Annotated in this window: 17 protein-coding genes; 6 read left to right on the top strand and 11 right to left on the bottom strand. The window is 68.4% G+C overall.

The features are described 5' to 3' along the window. Positions 1–43: 43 nt before the first annotated feature. Complete coding sequence (locus V8Z80_RS09495; protein WP_336061837.1) at positions 44–472, top strand: DUF1801 domain-containing protein; 429 nt, start codon at positions 44–46, stop codon at positions 470–472. A gap of 59 nt (positions 473–531) precedes the next feature. Here the strand turns inward: V8Z80_RS09495 and V8Z80_RS09490 are convergent, their stop codons facing one another. The 3 genes from V8Z80_RS09490 to V8Z80_RS09480 all read right to left on the bottom strand — a co-directional run bounded on the left by V8Z80_RS09490 (position 532) and on the right by V8Z80_RS09480 (position 2,294). Next, the gene (locus tag V8Z80_RS09490; protein ID WP_336061836.1) at positions 532–1,269 is read right to left on the bottom strand and encodes a class I SAM-dependent methyltransferase; all 738 of its coding nucleotides are present in this window, start codon (positions 1,267–1,269) and stop codon (positions 532–534) included. A gap of 85 nt (positions 1,270–1,354) precedes the next feature. Next, complete coding sequence (locus V8Z80_RS09485; protein WP_155194098.1) at positions 1,355–1,597, bottom strand: hypothetical protein; 243 nt, start codon at positions 1,595–1,597, stop codon at positions 1,355–1,357. A gap of 73 nt (positions 1,598–1,670) precedes the next feature. After that, on the bottom strand, positions 1,671–2,294 hold the full coding sequence (locus V8Z80_RS09480) for an FMN-binding negative transcriptional regulator (protein WP_336061835.1): 624 nt from the start codon (positions 2,292–2,294) through the stop codon (positions 1,671–1,673). Between the two features lie 187 nt (positions 2,295–2,481). Between V8Z80_RS09480 and V8Z80_RS09475 the strand changes: the two genes are divergently transcribed. The 4 genes from V8Z80_RS09475 to V8Z80_RS09460 all read left to right on the top strand — a co-directional run bounded on the left by V8Z80_RS09475 (position 2,482) and on the right by V8Z80_RS09460 (position 7,644). After that, entirely contained in the window at positions 2,482–2,970 is a 489-nt protein-coding gene (locus tag V8Z80_RS09475) for a sigma-70 family RNA polymerase sigma factor (RefSeq protein ID WP_155194094.1), read from the top strand. A gap of 6 nt (positions 2,971–2,976) precedes the next feature. After that, complete coding sequence (locus tag V8Z80_RS09470; protein WP_336061834.1) at positions 2,977–3,975, top strand: FecR domain-containing protein; 999 nt, start codon at positions 2,977–2,979, stop codon at positions 3,973–3,975. A gap of 183 nt (positions 3,976–4,158) precedes the next feature. After that, positions 4,159–6,525: a TonB-dependent siderophore receptor gene (locus V8Z80_RS09465; RefSeq protein WP_442951960.1), complete on the top strand. Its 2,367-nt coding sequence runs from the start codon at positions 4,159–4,161 to the stop codon at positions 6,523–6,525. Between the two features lie 42 nt (positions 6,526–6,567). Next, positions 6,568–7,644: a PepSY-associated TM helix domain-containing protein gene (locus V8Z80_RS09460; protein WP_336061832.1), complete on the top strand. Its 1,077-nt coding sequence runs from the start codon at positions 6,568–6,570 to the stop codon at positions 7,642–7,644. On the opposite strand, the gene V8Z80_RS09455 is transcribed toward V8Z80_RS09460, so the two are convergent. The 6 genes from V8Z80_RS09455 to V8Z80_RS09430 form a co-directional block, all read right to left on the bottom strand. Further along, positions 7,548–8,486 (bottom strand): MBL fold metallo-hydrolase, encoded by a 939-nt coding sequence (locus V8Z80_RS09455; RefSeq protein ID WP_442951959.1) that lies wholly within the window; start codon positions 8,484–8,486, stop codon positions 7,548–7,550. The two genes, V8Z80_RS09460 and V8Z80_RS09455, sit on opposite strands and share 97 nt — an antisense overlap. 22 nt (positions 8,487–8,508) lie before the next feature. Next, positions 8,509–10,803, bottom strand: a complete 2,295-nt coding sequence (locus tag V8Z80_RS09450) for a molybdopterin guanine dinucleotide-containing S/N-oxide reductase (RefSeq protein ID WP_336061830.1) — start codon at positions 10,801–10,803, stop codon at positions 8,509–8,511. Positions 10,804–10,842: 39 nt separating this feature from the next. After that, positions 10,843–11,754, bottom strand: a complete 912-nt coding sequence (locus V8Z80_RS09445; protein WP_442951957.1) for a sulfurtransferase — start codon at positions 11,752–11,754, stop codon at positions 10,843–10,845. 11 nt (positions 11,755–11,765) lie between these two features. Next, complete coding sequence (locus V8Z80_RS09440) at positions 11,766–12,782, bottom strand: Bug family tripartite tricarboxylate transporter substrate binding protein (protein ID WP_336061829.1); 1,017 nt, start codon at positions 12,780–12,782, stop codon at positions 11,766–11,768. A gap of 67 nt (positions 12,783–12,849) precedes the next feature. Beyond that, on the bottom strand, positions 12,850–14,193 hold the full coding sequence (gene purB, locus V8Z80_RS09435; RefSeq protein ID WP_336061828.1) for an adenylosuccinate lyase: 1,344 nt from the start codon (positions 14,191–14,193) through the stop codon (positions 12,850–12,852). Between the two features lie 30 nt (positions 14,194–14,223). Then, positions 14,224–15,657, bottom strand: coding sequence for an FAD-binding oxidoreductase (locus V8Z80_RS09430; protein ID WP_336061827.1), 1,434 nt, complete (start codon positions 15,655–15,657; stop codon positions 14,224–14,226). 148 nt (positions 15,658–15,805) lie between these two features. Between V8Z80_RS09430 and V8Z80_RS09425 the strand changes: the two genes are divergently transcribed. Then, positions 15,806–16,528, top strand: coding sequence for an IclR family transcriptional regulator (locus V8Z80_RS09425; RefSeq protein ID WP_336061826.1), 723 nt, complete (start codon positions 15,806–15,808; stop codon positions 16,526–16,528). A gap of 13 nt (positions 16,529–16,541) precedes the next feature. On the opposite strand, the gene V8Z80_RS09420 is transcribed toward V8Z80_RS09425, so the two are convergent. Both V8Z80_RS09420 and yghU read right to left on the bottom strand, forming a co-directional pair. Continuing rightward, entirely contained in the window at positions 16,542–17,912 is a 1,371-nt protein-coding gene (locus V8Z80_RS09420) for an MmgE/PrpD family protein (RefSeq protein WP_336061825.1), read from the bottom strand. 124 nt (positions 17,913–18,036) lie between these two features. After that, positions 18,037–18,915, bottom strand: a complete 879-nt coding sequence (gene yghU, locus V8Z80_RS09415; RefSeq protein WP_336061824.1) for a glutathione-dependent disulfide-bond oxidoreductase — start codon at positions 18,913–18,915, stop codon at positions 18,037–18,039. Between the last annotated feature and the right edge of the window lie 27 nt (positions 18,916–18,942).

The following is an 18,942-nucleotide window of genomic DNA, read 5'->3' as shown; positions in this document are numbered from 1 at the left end:
CCGGTAATCTGCTTTGTCTTTCATCTGTCCGCGTGGAGGCCACATGGCGCAGGAAAACCCCAAGCCCGCTTCGCAGCCCGTCCTGCTCTCGGGCGGCAATCCGCAGATTGCCAAGGGATATGGCAACGAGCCGGTGCAGGCGTATATTCGTGCCATGCCGGGCTGGAAAAACGGGGTCGGGCAGCGTATGGACGCGCTCATCGAACAGGTCGTCCCCGGCGTAAGCAAGGCGGTCAAATGGAATTCGCCCTTCTACGGGATCGAGGGCGAGGGCTGGTTTTTAAGCTTTCACTGCTTTGCCAAGTACATCAAGGTGGCGTTCTTTCGCGGCGCATCGCTGGATCCGCCGCCGCCTGTCGCCTCCAAGCAGCAAGCCGTGCGCTACCTGCACGTTCACGAGGACCAATTCGACGAAGCGCAATTCGCCGACTGGGTAGGCCAGGCCAGCCGTCTGCCCGGAGAGCGCATGTAGGCGCGCCAGGACGCCCTCCAGCCCAGACTCTCAAGCCCAGGCCTTCAAGCCGCCAGGCCCTACGCGGGCGGCAAGCGCTGCGCCTTCAGCCAGAGAAACAGGGGCAGCCGCTTCCACCGTTCCAGGCCGGACGCGGCCGGCGACGCTTCCGGCACGGGTTCACGCAGGGAAGTGATGGCCAGTCCCGCAGCCTCCAGCGCATCGGCATAGGCGTGCAGCGGCTGCGTCCATCCAAAGAAGGACATCGTCAGCCCGTTGCGGCTTTCCGAGCCTTCGAACGGCTTGCGCCCGAAATACGGTTGCGTGACGATGAAGGGCGCATCCGGCGCATCGCCGTCGTAGCGGCCGGCATCGGCCAGCGGATGGACGATGGAGACCACCAGCGTTGCGGCGGGCCGCATGACGCGGCGCATTTCGGCCAGCGCCGCGGGCATGTCCTCGATGTCCATCAGGACGTTGTAGGCCACCACGAGATCGAAGCTGCCGTCGGCAAATGGCAATCGCGACGCCTCGCATGCCACGTACCGCTGGGCCGACTCCGCCTGGCGGGCGGCCTCGAGCAAACGCGGCACCGGCTCGGCGGCGGTCACTTCGTAGCCGAGCGAGGCAAGCAGGCGCGACACCCGCCCTTCGCCGCAGCCGACTTCCAACGCCTGTCCACGGCCTTGGCCAATGTAGGCGGCAAGCGCGGCCCGGTACGCCCAGAACACGTCATGGCCGGGCGTGCGGGCCCACTGGATCCAGGCCTGGGCGACGCCATTCCAGTGCTGGACGTCGCGGCCGGCGTTGCCGGCCATCAGCGGCCGTCCCGATCGCCGCGGGCCGGGCCTGGCCCGGCGATGGCCCGAACGCGCGGCGCGTCCAGGCCGTTACGCTCGCCCCTCACCACCAGGAACTCCGGCGCAGCTTCCTGGCCGACTCCCGGTTCAGGCGTTTGGCCTCCTGTTCGGCGAACTCGCGCTCGCCGGCTTCGTACCGGCACCGGCTGGGCTCGGCGACGCAGTCGTCGCTGCGGACATGGCTGGCGGGCTGGGCGGGGTTGGCGGGCGCACCGGAAGAACAACCGGCGATCAGCGCGGCGAAGGACAGCGCGGCAGCGCTTCGGATCAAGATTCGAATCGACATTTCCCTACCTGCTAGGCTGCTACAGCCATTCTTATAGCAAACGCGCCACGCCGCCCAGGGCCGGCGCCCGGGCCTAGCCCGGATCGCGCATATGCCGCGCCAGTTCGGCATGCCCCAGCTCGGCCAGCGCCTGGGCGGCTCCCAGGCGGTCGCGCGCTTCGCGGTTCTGGCTGAGCTTGCGCTTGCCGGCCAGCGCGGTGACGGCGATCTCGATGCCCACGATGTGGCCCAGCATGCCGTCGATGAACTCGGGCGCCGAGTCCGACATCTTCCAGGGCCGGGCCTGCGCGGCTTCGTGCCGGCGCGTCAGGCGGGCGAGCACGCCGCGCACGAAACGCTCGTCGTCGCGCACGGTCAGCACGCCATGCGCATGCACCACCTCGTAGTTCCAGGTCGGCACCTGGCGGTGCGCCTCGTGCTTGCTGGGATACCAGTTGGGCGAGACATAGGCCTCGGCGCCCCGGAACACCACCATGACCGGCGTGCCCGTGGGGCAGCGCTGCCAGACCGGATTGGCGCGGGCCACGTGGGCCGTGAGCATGCCGTGCGTTCCGGCGCCGGGGTCGAATTCGAAGGGGATGTGGTCGGCGTCCAGCCCCTGGGCGTCGTGCGTGACGAGCATGCCCAGCGGATGGTCCTTGATGATGCGGGCCAGTTCCTCTGGCCGGGTTTCGGCGAAATGGGCGGGGATGTACATGGCGAAGCGGGGTTGCCGGAAATGCGGTCCGCATGACTATGGACCATGTCCGGCATTATTGAAAGAACCGGGCGCCGGCCGTCCTGATCTATTAATAAGAATAATTCTTGGTATTATTCTCGTGACTAAGGATAGCGAGGCTGGCCCCGCTATTTTCACGCCGGCATCGCGCGACGGGCGATCGACCATGTCCACCCCGCTTCAGATCCTCTATGAAGACAACCACGACTGGCTATGCCAGTGGCTGCGCCGTCGGCTCGGCTGCAGCCACGAGGCGGCCGACCTGGCGCACGACACCTTCCTGCGGGTGCTGCGCCGCGCCGACGCGACGGCCAGCCTGCGCGAGCCGCGCGCCTTCCTGACCACGATCGCGCGCGGCCTGCTCAACGATCACTGGCGCCGCCGTTCGCTGGAGCAGGCCTGGCTGCAGGCGCTTGCCTCACTGCCGCAGGAGGTGGCGGCCTCGCCGGAAACGCTGCTGTCCATGCGCCAGGCGCTGCAGGAACTGGACGGCCTGCTGGCGGGGCTGGCCCCCAAGGCGCGCGAAGTGTTCGTCCTGTCGCAGCTCGAAGGGCTGGGCTATGCGCAGATCGCAGCCCGCACCGGGCTGAGCGAGCGCACCGTCAAACGCTACATGGCCCAGGGCTTTGCCCTGTGCCTGACGCTGCTGGACTGACGCGCCGTGCCCCCCGTCCCGGCTTCGACCCAGCTGGATGCCGCCGTGATCCGCGAGGCGGCGCGCTGGCTGGTGCGCCTGCATTCGGGCGAGGCCGGGCCCGGCGACTACGAGGCCTTCGAGCGCTGGCGCCGGGCAAGGGACCAGCATGAACTGGCCTGGCAACGCGCCGAACGGCTGAGCCGCAAGTTCGGCGCGGTATCCCCGGCGCTGGGCGTGCCGGTGCTGACGCGGCGCGATCCCGCCAACCGGCGCGCCGTCCTGAAGGCAGTGGCCGTGCTGGGGGCCGGCGTGCCCCTTGCCTGGCTGGGCTACCGCCACCTGCCCCAGGGCGGCGGGGACGGCTACCGGACCGCCGTGGGCGAGCGCCGCGAGCTCGTGCTGGCCGACGGCAGCCAGGTGCAGATGAACACCGCCACCGACATGGCGGTGCGCTATTCGGACCAGGCGCGCCTGGTGCTGCTGCGGCGCGGCGAGATCTATGTGCGCACGGCTGCCGATGCGCACGCGGCGGCCCGGCCTTTCCTGGTGCGCACGCCGCAGGGGCGGCTGCGCGCGCTGGGCACGCGCTTTACCGTCCGGCGGCTGGACGGGGGCCAGGACGCCACGCTGTTGATCGTGCTCGAACACAGCGTGGAGGCCGCCTTGCCGGACGGCTCGCGCCGGATCGTGCAGGCCGGCCAGGCCTTGCGCTTTACCAGCACGGGGTTCGGGCCGGCCCGGCCTGCGCCGCCCACCGCCGCGACGCCCGCGGGGCCAGCGCCAGGCTGGACGCGCGGCATGCTCCAGGCCGAGGGCATGCGGCTGGACGCCTTCCTGGAAGAGCTGTCGCGCTACCGGCCCGGGCTGATCGTGTGCGACCCGCGGGTGGCGGGCCTGCGGGTGTCGGGCGTGTTTCGCCTGGAGGATCCCGAGCACATCCTGGGCATCGTGGCTCGGACCTTGCCGGTGCGCCTCGTGCGGCGCACCCGTTACTGGGTGACGGTAACGGCCCGCGCGGCCTAGCCGGTCCGTTTCTTTTTGTTTCAACTTAACGGCAGCCCGCCTGTCCCTTTTCCCTGTTGCCGTCCGGCATACGGGCCAGGACATTGACCAAGGGATGGGAAATTGGGAACGACGACATACCGGCGCGCCGCCGCGGCCAGCGCCGCAGGCGGCCAGGGCAAGACCAAGCCCCATATCGCGCGTGTGGCGCTGGCGGCGCTGGCGGCCTGCGCGGTGGCGGGCGCCGCCGGGCATGCGCCGCAGGCGCTGGCGCAAGCCGCGCCCGCCCAGGCCGGGCGGGAATACCGGATCCCGGCCGGCCCGCTGGCGCAGGCCCTGGCCACGCTGGGACGCGAAGGCGGGGTGACCGTGGCCTTCCGGCCCGAAGATGCCGAGGGCCTGCAAACGGCAGGCCTGCAGGGCCGCTATACCGTGGCCGAGGGACTGGCCCGGCTGCTGGCGGGCACCGGATTGCAGGCCCGGCCCCAGCCCGGCGAAGGCTACGTCATCCAGGACCCCTCCCGCGCGGCGCAGGAAGCTGCTGCCAAGGCCGGCGTGCCCGACCAGGCGCCGCCCGGCGCCTATACGCTGGAAACCCTCACGGTCAGCGGCGACTGGCTGGGCACCGGGCTGGAGAACAGCGTGCAGGGCTTTGGCGGGGGCCGCACCGTGGTGCGCCGCCAGGAAATCGTGGACAGCGGCGCGGCCAGCATCTCCGACGTGCTGCGCCGCATCCCCGGTGTGCAGATCAGCGGCAGCACCAGCGCGGCCGGCAGCTCGGTGGGGCTGCACGTCGGGATCCGCGGGCTGAACCCGCGCAACTCCTTTCGCTCGACCATGCTGATCGACGGCATACCGCTGGCGATGGCGCCCTACGGGCAGCCGAACCTGGTGCTCGCGCCCACCAGCCTGGGCAATCTTGAATCCATCGACGTGGTGCGCGGCGGCGGCGCGGTGCGTTACGGCCCGCAGAACGTCGGCGGCATCGTCAACTTCAAGACGCGCGCGATCCCGCTGCAAGGCGGGCTGAGCGCCGATGCCTCGGTGCGCTACAACACCTTTGCCCACGGGGGCGCCAACCGGCAATACACGGCGTTTGCCGGCACCCACCTGCAGAACGGCCTGGGCCTGGCAGTGCTTTATTCGGGCATGGACGGCCAGCAATGGCGCGACGGCAGCCGCGACCGCTATAACGACCTGGCGCTGAAATGGCGCTACGAACTCTCGCCCACCTCGGAGGTGTACGGCAAGATCGCCCATTACGACGTCAAGTCCATGACCCCGGGCGGGCTGACCGCCGACGAGTACCGCCGCGATCGGTTCCAGAACACCCACCCGACCGACTACTGGAAAGGCAAGCGCGACCAGGTCGATGTCGGCTATCTCAATGCGATCTCGGATACGCAAGAGCTGGAGATCCGCGCCTATCACTACGACAGCTCGCGCGAGAGCTCGCTGGTCAACGCCAGCCAGAACCGCAACGAGTTCCAGCCGCGCAACAACCAGGTGCTGGGCATGGAGCCGCGCTACACCCGCCGCATGCAGTGGGGCCCGACGCAGCACGACGTGACCGTCGGCTACCGCTACATCCACGAGACGGGGCAGGACAGGCGCCATGCGGTATCGCTGGCCACCGGCCAGCGCGTCGGCGCGGCCCAGGTATTCGACAACGAGACGCGCGCGCACTCCTTCTACCTGGACGACCGCATTGCCTATGGCAACTGGCGGATCACGCCGGGCGTGCGCTACGAGCGGATCCGGAGCGACCGCCAGCCCAGCGGCACGGCCGACGATTCGCCCTTTCACGTGCGCAACAACCGGGCCTTGCCCTCGCTGAACCTGGCCTACCTGTACAGCGACGCGCTGACGCTGTATGCCAACTACAGCACTTCGTTCGGCGCGGTGCAGTACACGCAGCTCAATTCGATGTCCGAATCCAATCCGCTCAAGCCGGAAGTGGCCAAGACGCTGGAGGCCGGCCTGCGCTACGCGGGCAGGCAGGTGCGCGCCGAGCTGACCGCGTTCAACCTGCGCTTCGACAACCAGATCCTGTCGATTCCCGGCACCAACCCGGCGGTCTTTCGCAACCTGGGCGCGACCACGCACAACGGGGTGGAGTTCGCGCTGGACTACGACTTCGACGAATCGGGGCCGCTGGCCGGCCTGAACCTTTACGCCAACTACACCTATGTGCGGGCCATCCAGGAATCGGGAGAGTTCGAAGGCAGGGAAGTGCCCTTCTATTCCCGCCAGACCGGCATGCTGGGCGGGCGCTATACGCGCGGCGACTGGACCTTGAACCTGTTCACCACCGCGCAGGGCAGCCAGTGGAGCGACACCGCCAATACCGGGCCGGAATCGGCCGACGCGCGCAACGGGCGCGTGCCGGGCTTCAGCGTCTGGAACGCGCAGCTGAGCTACAAGATCCCGGGCAGGCAGGGCAGCGACCTGGCCTTGGGCGTGAACAACCTGTTCGACCGGCGCTACTACACCCGCAATACCGATACCAATGGCGGACGCATGGCGGGCGCGCCGCGGATGGTGTATGCGCAGCTCCGGCTGGCCTATTGAGCGCCGTTGTCCGCCCGCCCCGCATCGGCCCCCGGCACGGCCATGAAACGCCTGCGCGGCCTTTGGCTTGCGTGCCATCGCTGGGTCGCGCTGGGCCTGGGGTGGGTGCTGGTCGTCTCGGGCCTGAGCGGCGCGCTGCTTGCCGTGGGGCATCCGCTGGACCGCTGGCTGCATCCCGGCTATTTCCAGGCCGCCGCGCAGGCGGGCGCGGGCCAGGCCAGCCTGGAATCGCTGCTCCAACGCCTGGCCCACGAGTTCGGCCCGGCGGCCGCCTTCACTTTCCGGCCGCCGCGCCGCCAGGGCCAGACCCTGCACGTGTTGGTGCGCGGCGCATGGGAAGGCACGCTATACCTGCATCCGGCCACCGGCGCTGAACTGGGCCGGCGCGCCAAGCAGTCCGACCCGCTCGCGCAGCTGCACGCGCTGCATAGCGCGCTGTGGATGGGCAGCGCCGGCAAGGCCGTGCTGGCGCTTGCCGCCCTGGCCTATCTGCTGCTGGCCCTCTCGGGCATCGTGCTGTGGTGGCCGCGCAAGTGGCCGCCTTCCTTGCGCATGGAATTGCGCAAGGGCACGCTGCGCGCGCTGTTCGACCTGCACCGCAGCGGCGGCGTGGCGTTGGCGGCGGCGCTGGCGCTGAGCGTCGGCTCGGGCGCGTACCTGGCGTGGCGCCCCATCGGCGCGTGGATCACCTGGCTTGCCGCCGCGCCGCGCACGATGCCGCCGGCGCTGCCGGCCGGCAGCGGGCCGACGGTTTCGCTGGACCGCCTGGCCGTCGCGGCGCGGGCGACGTTTCCCCAAGGGCGGATCGGCTACTTCCTGTACACCCCGCACGCTGACCGGCCGATGGCCGTGCGCATGCGCCTGCCCGGCGACCCGCACCCCAATGGCCGCTCGACCGTCTGGCTCGATCCGCGCAGCGGCGCGGTGCTGGCCGCCCACCGCTGGGACGAACTGGATCCGGGCGCGCGGATCAACGCCTTCGTTTATCCCTTGCACACCGGCGAGCTGGCCGGCGCGCCCGGTCAGGCCGGGGTCGCGCTGCTGGGACTGGCGCTGTCCGGGCTGGGCGGCAGCGGCATCTGGCTGTGGTGGCGGCGCCGCAAGGGGATCTTCAGGTAAGCCACGCCGTTGGCCTCCGCCTGCGGCCAGCGGCCAGCCCGGATGTTCACCTGGACCGACGCAAGCATGAGCCTGGGTGTCGAAAGCGCCGCGTCACGCTGCTGGCGCATGGCCACGAACTGCTCTTGCGTCACCCCTTCGCGCACATGGACATTTCCATTTCGCTGCTGGGCGACGGTGCTCTCCCAGGCATAGGTGTCGCGGCCCGGCGCCTTGTAGTCGTGGCAGGCATACAGGCGGGTCCGGTCCGGAAAGGCCAGCAGGCGGCGGATCGATCGATACAAGGCCCGAGCGTCCCCGCCGGGGAAGTCCGCGCGGGCGGTACCGTAGTCGGGCATGAACAAGGTATCGCCCACGAAGATGGCATCGCCGATCTTGTAGGACACGCATGCCGGCGTATGCCCGGGGGTATGAATCACCTCGATGGCCAGTTCTCCCAGGGCCAGTTGGTCGCCGTCGCGAAACAGGCGATCGAATTCGCTGCCATCGCCGGAGACGGCCGCCAGATTAAAGACTCCCCGAAAGACGTGCTGCACCTGGCGGACATGTTCGCCGATACCCACCCTGGCGCCCGTCCGCTCTCCTACGTAAGGCGCCGCGCTCAGGTGGTCGGCGTGCACGTGCGTTTCGAGCACCCAGGAAATCCGCAGGCCCTGGGCGCTGGCGGCATCCAGTACCCGGTCCGCTGACACCGTGGCCGCCGTGCCCGAGGCGGGGTCGTAGTCCAGCACGGGATCGATGACCGCCGCCTGGCAGGTAGCGGGATCGGCCACCAGGTAGGTGACGGTATGGGTAGCTTCGTCGAAGAAGGCCTGAACATGCGCTGATCGGGTCACGGGAATCTCCTGGACATGCCCGCCCTGCTCACTGGCAGGGCGGAACGTCCGCGCCAGGCGGCAAAAAGGCACGGACTGGCGGCAGGGGGCCATCGTGGCGCTCGACCTGCACGACGGTCAGCTGGCCGGTGCATCCCTGGGCTAACGAGGAGGTGCCGATATCGCGCGTCAGCACGTTGGGATTGCCGTGCACGCACATCGGCGCATCGGCGTCCGGATCGATCGGATCGAACCACGCGCCGGTCGGAAGCTGCACCACGCCCCGCATCACCGATTCGCTCAAGGTGGCGCACGCCAGGCAGGCGCCCCGGCCGTTGTAAAGGCGGACGATATCGCCTTCGGCGATGCCGCGGGCGGCCGCGTCGGCCGGGTGCAGCGTGCATACCTCGCGTCCGCGGCGCTTGCTGCCGGCACTATGGCTACCGAAGTCCAGCTGGCTGTGCAGGCGGGTGGCCGGCTGGTTGGCGACCAGGTACAGCGGATAAGCCGCGCTGGGAGGCTCCGACGGCGCCAGCCAGACCGGATGGCCGGGGCAGTCGTCATAGCCGAAACCGGCCACGACCGGCGAATACACCTGCACCTTGCCGCTGGGCGTGGGCAGCGGCTTGCCGGCCGGGTCGTTGCGAAAGGCACGCAAGATGCCGCCGTCGTCTTCCTGCTGCGGCAGCACCAGTTCGCCGCGCGCCCAGAACGTGTCGAAATCCGGCGCCTCCAGCCCCTTGTCCAGCAGCGCCAGGCGCGTGCGCTCGTACAGATGGCGCAGCCATTGCGCGCTGCTGCGGCCTTCGGTGAAGTCCTGGCGCTTGCCCAGGCGTTCGGCCAGGTCGGCGAATATATCGTAGTCGTCGCGAGCCTGGCCGTGCGGCGGCACGATGCGATGCATGGCGACCATGAGCGGATCGGTGGGCGCCGCGCCGATGTCCTCGCGCTCCAGCGTCATGGTGCACGGCAACACGATGTCCGCGTGGCGGGCGGTGGCGGTCCACGCTATCTCGTGGACGATGAACGTTTCCAGACGCCGGAAAGCCGCGGCCAAGCGGGCCAGGTCCTGGTGATGATGGAAGGGGTTGCCGCCCGCCCAATAGGCCAGCCGGATGTCGGGATAGACATGGCGCTTGCCGTTGTAGTCGAACTGCCCCCCAGGATCGAGCAGCATGTCGGCGATGCGTGCGACCGGGATGAATGCCCGCACGCCGTTGGTGCCTTGCGGCAGCGCGGCAAGGGGCACGGCATTGCTGCGCTTGCCGTAATGCGCCAGCGTGCCCAGTGCATAGGCATAACCGCCGCCAGGCAAGCCGATCTGGCCAAGCGCGGCGGCCAGCACCGCCCCCATCCAGACGGGCTGCTCGCCATGCTCGGCCCGCTGCAGGGAGTGCGCAACGGTGACGAGCACGCGCTTACCGTGCAGGGCGCGGGCCATCTCGGCGATCAGCTCCGGCGCCACCTGGCAGATGGCCGAGGCCCATTGCGGCGTCTTGGGCTGGCCGTCGGTCCGCCCCAGCAGATAGGCTTCGAAACGATCCCAGCCCACGCAGTAATCGGCCAGGAAGCCGCGGTCATGCAGGTTCTCCGAGACCAGCACGTACAGCAGGCCCAGCATCAGCGCCGCATCCGTGCCGGGGACCGCAGGCACCCATTGCGCGCGCGCCTCCTCGGGCATGTCCGTGCGCAAGGGGCTGATGGAGATGAAGCGGCAGCCTCGCGTCGCAGCGCTTGCCATGGCGTCGCGCTCGACGTGCCTGCTGATGCCGCCGCTGGCCACGCGCGAATTCTTCAGCGCCATGCCGCCGAAAGACAGCACGATGTCCGTATGCGAGACGATCTGTTCCCAAGTGACATTGCGCCGGGCCACCTCGTCCATGCTGCCCAGCACGTGCGGCAGGATCACGGCCGAGGCACCTGCGCTGTAGCTGTTTACCGAGCGGACATAACCGCCCAGCACAGTATTGAGGAAGCGGTGCACCTGGCTTTGCGCATGGTGGAACCTGCCGGCACTGGACCAGCCGTACGATCCCCCGAACACCGCCTGCGGTCCATGGGCCGCCTGCACGCGCTGCAGTTCGGCGGCGATCCGGTCCAGGATTTCGCCCCAGGCCATGGGCACGAAACCGTCGCGCCCGCGGCGCGAATCGGGGCCGGGTCCATCTTCCAGCCAGCCGCGCCGCACCATCGGCTGGGTTACGCGGGCCGGGTGGTCGATCGCGTTGCGGAAGTTCTCGATAAGCGGATTGGGATCCGGATCCCCCGGATGCGGGCGTACCGCCACCGCCCCCTCGCGCCAGGCTGCCGAAAATACACCCCAATGGGCGCTATGCGGCCGCATGGGGGCCGGCGGTGACGAAGAACGCGACATGATCGGGCTTTACGGGTTCGGGCCGGTGGCGATCGGCGCGCCAGGCTGGCGGCACCACTCGCTCCAGGAGCCGGGATACAAGGCCGCGCCGGACAGGCCGGCGATTTCCAGCGCCAACAGGTTATGGCAGGCGGTGACGCCGGAGCCGCACTGGCTGACCAGCTCGGTGGGCGCGTGGCCGTCTGCCAATGCCTCGAAGGCCTGGCGCAATTCGGCCGGCGTCTTGAAACGCCCGGCCGAGTCCAGATTGTCGCGGAACAGGCGATTGCGCGCACCCGGGATATGGCCGCCCACGGGGTCCAGCGTCTCGTTCTCGCCGCGGAAGCGGTCGGGCGCCCGGGCGTCGATGAGCAGCAGGCGGCCCGTTTGCAGATTGGCGCGTACCGTGTCGTACTGCACCGTGCGCACCAGCGACTCGCGCAGCAAGCACTCTTCGGGCTCGGGCAGGGGGACCGGCGCGGGCTCGGCGGTCACCGGCAGACCCGCCGCGCGCCACGCCGCCAGGCCGCCGTCCAGCACTGCCACGGCGCCGTGACCGAGCCAGCGCATCAGCCACCACAGGCGTGCGGCGTACATGCCGCCCGCGTTGTCGTAAGCCACCACTTGCGTGTCCGGCCGGGCGCCCAGCCCAGCCATGCGGGATGCGAACCCGGCACGATCGGGCAGCGGATGGCGGCCGCTGCGGTCGGTTACGGGGCCGCTCAAGTCCGCTTCCAGGTGCAGGTAATGCGCACCCGGAATATGCCCCTGGGCGTACGCACGCTGGCCAGCCTGCGGATCTGCCAGGTCGAAACTGCAATCGACGAGCAACGGCGCCGCCGGTCCCGCCAGGGCGCGCGCCAGCTGGTCGGCCGACATCAGGGTTTCGATTGGCATGGTTTTGTGGTGGTCGGCCAACGTCTGGCCCCGTTCGTTCAGCATGAAAGCGACTCCTACAGGCCGATCTGCTTCAATAGTTGCGGCGTGGCGACGGTACGGTACTGGGCAATGTCGCGCACGAGATACTCGCCGAATTGCTCCAATGGGAGATCGCGTTCCATCGCGGCATCCTTGCGGATGGTCTCGCGCACCGCGGGATCTTTCAATGCCAGGCTCAGATGGTGTGACAGCACCTGCAGGACCTCCTGCGGCGTGCCTGCCGGCGCGGCCAGCCCATACCACTGCGTCAAGGCCATGTCCACGCCCAGCTCCTTGAAGGTCGGCACATCGGGCAGGCTGGGGCTGCGCTTTTCGCCCGATACGCCAAGAAGCTTGAGCGAGCCTTGCCGCACCTGGGGCATCAGGGGCGAGGCCGTGGCGAAGAACATGTCGACCTGCCCGCCGATCAGGTCGGTAATGGCCGGGCCCGAGCCCTTGTACGGGATATGCAGCAGCTTCAGCCCGCCCAGCTCCTTGATTCTTTCCATGCCGATATGGGCTGCGCCACCGGTGCCGGTCGAGGCGAAGGTCAACTCCGACTGCTTGGCCGCGGCAAGCACGCTTTCGGCGCTGCCGAACTTCGATTTGGGTTCGACGAACAGCCCGTGCGGCGCTTCGAGGATCAGGCCGATCGGGGCAAAGTCCTCAGGCACCCTATAAGGCAGGGTCTGGGGCTTGAGCGCCGGCGAGACGGCCATGTTGCCGCTCATGGCCAGCAACATGGTGTAGCCGTCGGCCGGCGCCTTGGCGACCAGGCTGGCCGCGATATTCCCGCCGGCGCCGGGCTTGTTCTCGACGATGACCGTCTGCTTCAAGGTCTTGCTCATCGCCGTGGCGATCAGGCGGCCGTACAGGTCGCCGCCGCCGCCGGGCGGAAAGCCCACCACCAGCGTAATCGGCCGTTCGGGAAAGCCGGTCTGCGCGGCGCCGGCAGGCATGACCGGCAGGGCCATGGCCGCCACGGCCAACAGCGCGCCAGCCCACAGCGGGCGCGACCCTCGCGCGGCGTACGTATCGCGTGTAGAAATCATGGTTTTGTCTCCTCTCTTTGTATTTATTCAATAGGCAAGACGGTCAGCCCTGCCCGGGACTGGCGTTCTACTGCGCGGCCAGCAGCCGGTCCACCGAGGCGCCGCATTGACCCAGATAGCCCGCGGGATCCGTTAGCCGGCGGATTTCTTCCTCGCCCAGCAGGTTGGCCAGCCCCTCGTGCTGGCGCATGGCCTCGGCAAAATCCAGCTTGCGGGAAATGCCGTGCATGGAAGCCTCGTAGATCCATTCGTGGGCAGTCTGCTTGCCTACCCGCTCGCTCAGTTCCAGCATCACGCGCTCGGACAGCAGGTATCCGCGCATGCGCTCGAGGTTGGCAGCCATGGCGGCGCCATCCACCCGCAAGCCGGCCAGCAAGTTGCGCGCCTGAAACAACATGGCGCCGGCGATCAGGCAGCATTCGGGCAGGGCCTTCCACTCCATCTTCCAGGCAATGCCGTCGCGCTCGCCTTCCTGCAGCATGCCTTCGAGCATCAGCGTGGCGTTGTAGCGCAACGGCCGCGACAATCCCGCCAGGTTTTCGGCCGAGGTCGGATTGCGCTTGTGCGGCATGGTGGACGAGCCCAGCTTGCCTTCCGAGAAGGCCTCTTCCACCTCGGAAAACTCGTTGCGCTGCATGTTGAAGAGTTCGTTGCCGATCTTCGAGAGCGTAGCGCCCACCATGGCAAGCAGCAGCGCATATTCGGTGAAGCGGTCGCGCGCCGGCGCCCAGCTGATCGGCGGCACGCCAAGGCCCAGCCGCTGCAGCGTAAGGCGTTCGACCTCGGCCGCCCGCTCGCCCAGCGAGGCCTGGCTGCCCACAGCCCCGGCGACCATGCCCACCATGACCCGCGATTCGCATTCGGCCAGCCGCTGCTGGTGACGGCCGATTTCATCGAGCCAGATGGCGCACTTATGGCCGAAAGTGATGGGCAGGGCCTGCACGCCATGGGTGCGGCCCGCCATGATGGTGTCGCGATGCTCGCGCGCCAGCCTGGCCAACTCGTCGCTCACCGCGCGCAGGTCGCGCATGATGACGGCATGCGCCTCCTTGAGCTGCAGCGCGACGCCGGTATCGACCACATCCTGGGTCGTCGCGCCGTAATGCACCCACTCGCCATTCTCTTTGCTGCAGCAGGCTTGCAATTGCTTGAGCGCGGGAACCAGCGAGTGCTTGATCCGCCGGATTTCGGCCGACATCTTGCCGATATCGATATTGCGCACTTGCGCCTGCTCGGCAATCTGCCGCGCCGCCGCGGCGGGAATAATCCCCAACTCCGCCTGTGCGGCGGCCAGCGCGGCTTCGAAATCCAGCCACTTCTGGATGCGGTTCTCCTCGGAAAAAATGGCGCGCAGTTCGTCGGTGCTCCAAAGATGCTGAAGCGACTGCATATCGAAGACGGAAACGGACATGGACATTCCTGGCAATAGAGAGATCAATAGTTAGTTCCGGCCTGGCAGCACGCGGCCAGGATTCAAGAGATTGCGTGGGTCCAGCGCCGCCTTGATGCCGGACATCAGTTCGACCGCGACCGGCGACTTGTGGCGCAGGAAGGCTTGCTGCTTGAGACGGCCGATGCCGTGTTCCGCCGAAATCGATCCGTGCATGCGTGCGGCGATGCCATGCACGACATCGTGCACATCCTGCTCGCGGCTGCGGAACGCCGGCTCCGGCATGCCCGGGGGCGGACTCTGGTTGTAGTGCAGGTTGCCGTCGCCCACGTGCCCGAAGCACACGATGCGAACCCCCGGCATCAGCCGCTCCAGCGCGGCGCCTGCCTGCTCGATGAAGTCGGGAATGCGCGAGACCGGGACCGAGATGTCATGCTTGATCGAAGGCCCGGCCAGGCGCTGCGCTTCCGGGACATGTTCGCGCAAAGCCCAGAATTCGCGCGCCTGGCGTCCCGAAGCGGCCAAGGCGGCGTCCAGCGCGAGGCCGTCTTCCAGCGCCAGCGCCAAGACTTCTTCGACCGCCGGCGCGGGATCCATGCACGCGGAGGTCTCCGACACGTCGAACAGCACTGCCCAGGGATAGCCGCCGGGCAACGGGTCGCGCATGCCGGCCAGCGGATGCGCCAGCACTTGGTCCAGGGCCTGACGGCCCAACAGCTCGAAGGCGGTCACCCGCTCGCCCACCGACTCGGCCAGCCGAGCCAGCAGGGCCACGGCCGCCTGGGCATCGGCCAGCGCCGCCCACGCTGTCACGACCTTGCGCGGCATCGCATATAGCTTGAAGGTGGCCGCCGTCACCACGCCGAGCGTGCCTTCGGCGCCGATGAACAGCTGCTTGAGGTCGTAGCCGGTATTGTCCTTGCGCAGCGCAGTCAGGGCGTCCAGTACGCGGCCATCGGCCAGCACCGCTTCCACGCCCAGGGTCAGGTCACGCGTATTGCCGTAGCGCAAGACCTGTTCTCCGCCTGCATTGGTCGAAACGACGCCGCCGATGGTGGCGCTGCCCTCCGACGCCAAGGACAAGGGAAACAGCCGCCCTTGGCCGGCGGCGGCCTGCTGGGCGGCCAGCACGGTGCATCCGGCTTCCAGCGTCATGCTGTTATCCAGCGGATCGACCCGCCGCACCGCGTTCATGCGGCCCAGGCTCAGGACGACCTCCCGCCCGGTGTGATCGGGCGTGGAGCCGCCCACCAGCCCGGTATTGCCGCCCTGCGGCACCACCGGCACGCCAGCGGCGGCGCACAAGGCCACGGCGCGCGACACCTGCCCGGTATCGGCCGGCCGCAGCACGGCCAGGGCCGCCCCCGGATAGTTGCGCCGCCAGTCCGAGACATAGGGAGCCTTGTCCGAATCGTCGACCAGCACATGGGCATCGCCCACCACGGCCGCAAGCGCGGCAAGAAGCGTCGTATCCGGATCCGCCATGATTTCGCAGCGACCGCCCGCCACAGCGAAGCCGCCATGGCTGAGCGATACTTGTCTCCCTGTGACTGGCCGGCACGGTTGCCGCCAGCTGAATTTCATTGGATAAAATTTATTTTATTGAATGAAAATGTAGGAGCTTTGGATTCACGTGTCAAGCAAACCATCCCCTACGCCGCCCGCGGGCGTGCTGGAGCGCGGCCTTTCGATTCTCGAATCCTTCGACGAACAGGCATTGCGGCTATCCCTGAACGAGCTGGCAGAACGCACCCGGCTGGACAAGGCCACCTTGCTGCGCCTGGCCGGCGTGCTGGTGCGCGCGCGGCTGCTGCATCGTTTCGACAACGGCGTTTATGCGCCGGGGCCCGCCTTGCTGCACATGGGGATGCTGTACCGGCGCACCTTCGACCTGGGCGCGCGCATCCAACCGGTGCTGCGCAACGTGGTGCAGGAAACCGGAGAGACGGCGGCGCTCTACACCCGCAGCGGCGAAGATCGCATCTGCCTTTATCGCGAGAACACCTGGAAGGAAGTGCGCCATCACGTCGAAGTGGGCACGCGCCTGCCGCTCGAGGCGGGCGGCTCCTCGGCCCATGTACTGCGGTTCTTCTGCGGAGAGGACACGCCGCACGCCAGGCTCATCCGCGAAAAAGGCTATGCCATGACGCGAGCCGAGCGGATCGCGGAAATGGCCTCGGTCGCTTTGCCCGTGTTCGACGCGGACGGCAGTTTTATCGGATCGCTGGTCGTATTGGGCCTGGCGTCGCGCCACAACGAAAAAGCGCAATTGAAAGCGGTGGAAGTCGTGCGCCGGGAGCTGGCGCTGCAGGGTTTTTCCTGCCGGCCGCCGGCCGGCTGGCAAGCGCCGGTCTAGAACCCGGCCAGCATCAGCCGCCGAACAGGCCAGCCGCGGGCCTGCAATGCTCGCCGTCGCGCGCCGGGTCGGCAAACCCGGCGCACCAGCGATCGATGGCGAGGGCGGACGCATCGTCCATGCCAGGGGCAAATGCCCGCATGCGCGCCCTCAGTTCCTCCCAACTGTAGGGCTCTTCGGGATCTCCGCGCCGCAACTCGCGCATCGCGCTCAGTTGCCGGCCATCTTGCAGCGTGATCGTCACGCGGCAAGGCCGCTTGCGAGGAAAGACCCGCTGGAAGGATTCGTCCGTATCGATCGTGATCCGGCCGGCCAGCGTCCGCAGCGCCGGACAGTCCACTTGGGGCGCCTGCATGTCCTGCAAGCGTAATGCGCCGTGCAATAACAGGCTGGCCACGACATAGCGCAAGCTGAAACACGTTTCGGAAGCGTTGGCCGGCCAGTCCACGCCAGCGATTTTCAGGGCATGGGGAAAGATCACGATCTGGACGGCGGCGACTTGCCCGGACCTGATGCCATGCGCGCGCATCAATTCGAGGGTGGCGTCCAGGGGCGTGAACAACTGCGCGCAGCAAGGCCAGGCTTTGATGGTGGCCGTATTGATGCGCTCGGGCGCCTGAAGCTCGCCATCCAGGGCGGCAAGCGGGCCGTCGCCCGCTAGCAAGGCGTACAGGCCGCGCGCGCCTGTGGCAAAGGCGCGCGCGCCCGGCATGCCGGCCCGCGCCGCGTAGGCGGCGGTCAGGCCGTTGCGCACGGCCATGGCCGGATGCAGCGATTTTGCGGCATGGGCGCCGTCATCGACCAGTTGCCACAGACCGGCCGCCTGCGTGGCGGCAATGCCCAGGGCGTGATGCAGCTGCCCAGGCGTCAGCCCCAGGGCCACGCCGGCGGCCGCCCCCGCGCCCACCGCGCCCGCCGTGGCGGTGGCATGGAACCGGGCCGCATGGCCGGTGCCCAGCGCCTCGCCCAGGCGCAGCGCGACCTCGTACCCTGCGATGATCGCGTCGATCGCTCTGCGCTGGGTGAGCGTCCCCTGCGCAGCCAGGGCCAGTACGGGCGTTATGGCCACGACGCCCGGATGCAGCATGGCTGCGCGATGCGCGTCGTCGATTTCGCGCAAGTGGGCAATGGCGGCATTGGCAAAAGCGGCCGCCATGCCCGTGGCGGCCTCGCCGCCGAAAACGTAGGCCGCGCCCGGACCGGGGGCGCACTGCCGGGCCAGTTCGCGCACACAAGCCGCGCCGGGCATGTCCATGCCCGACCATCCCGCAGTGAACCAGTCCATCAAGGCCTGGGCAAGCCGTTCCCGCGTCGGGGCAGGCACGGGCCTGGCCTGCAGCGCGACAAGGTGGTTTACCAGTACATCCTCGGCAATGGCGTTCATGGGCGCAGAAAATTTCATTCAATAAAATTAATTTTATTGTACGAAATTTTCTATCCGCGTCTCTACGACGGCGCCTCGCCTGCGTACCAGCCGCCGGCCGCAAGGCCGGTGATGCGCGACGGCTTCACGCCCCCGCAGCCTGCACCTTGTCCTGCGTCTTCGTCTCGAAATCCCCCGCGTCGTGCCGCTCGTGCAGCTGCGAGGCCGGATCGCCCCAGGTGCGGTTGACCATCAGCCCGCGCCTGACCGCAGGGCGCGCGTGGATGGCGTCGGCCCAGCGCTGCACGTGCCGGTATTCATGCACCGACAGGAACTGGGCGGCGCCGTACAGCCAGCCCTTGGCCAGCCCGCCGTACCACGGGAACACCGCGATGTCGGCGATGGTGTACTGCCCGCCGGCCAGGTATTCGTTCTCGGCCAGGCGCCGGTCCAGCACGTCCAGCTGGCGCTTGACCTCCATGGCGAAGCGGTCGATGGCGTATTCGATCTTGGTGGGCGCGTAGGCGTAGAAATGCCCGAAGCCGCCGCCCAGGTAGGGCGCGCTGCCCATCTGCCAGAACAGCCACGACAGGCATTGCGCGCGGTCCGGCTGGGCGCCGGGCAGCAGTTCGCCGAACTTTTCGGCCAGGTGCAGCAAGATGGCGCCGGACTCGAATACCTTGACCGGCTCGGGCCCGGAACGGTCCAGCAGCGCCGGGATCTTGGAATTGGGATTGACCTGCACGAAGCCGCTGCCGAACTGCTCGCCCTCGGCGATGCGGATCAGCCAGGCGTCGTACTCGGCCCCGGCATGGCCCAGGGCCAGCAGCTCTTCGAGCAGGATGGTGACCTTCTGGCCGTTGGGCGTACCCAGCGAATAAAGCTGCAGCGGATGGCGGCCCACCGGCAGCTCCTTGTCGTGGGTCGGGCCGGCGACCGGCCGGTTGATGTTGGCGAACGCGCCGCCGCTGGGCTTTTGCCAGGTCCAGACCTCGGGCGGTACGTATTCGGGCGTGTCTGCCATGTCGGTTTTCTCCATCGATGTAGCGGT

The organism is Orrella sp. JC864 (assembly GCF_037026685.1).
Taxonomy (GTDB): domain Bacteria; phylum Pseudomonadota; class Gammaproteobacteria; order Burkholderiales; family Burkholderiaceae_B; genus Orrella.
This window is presented reverse-complemented; position numbering and strand designations above follow the sequence as displayed.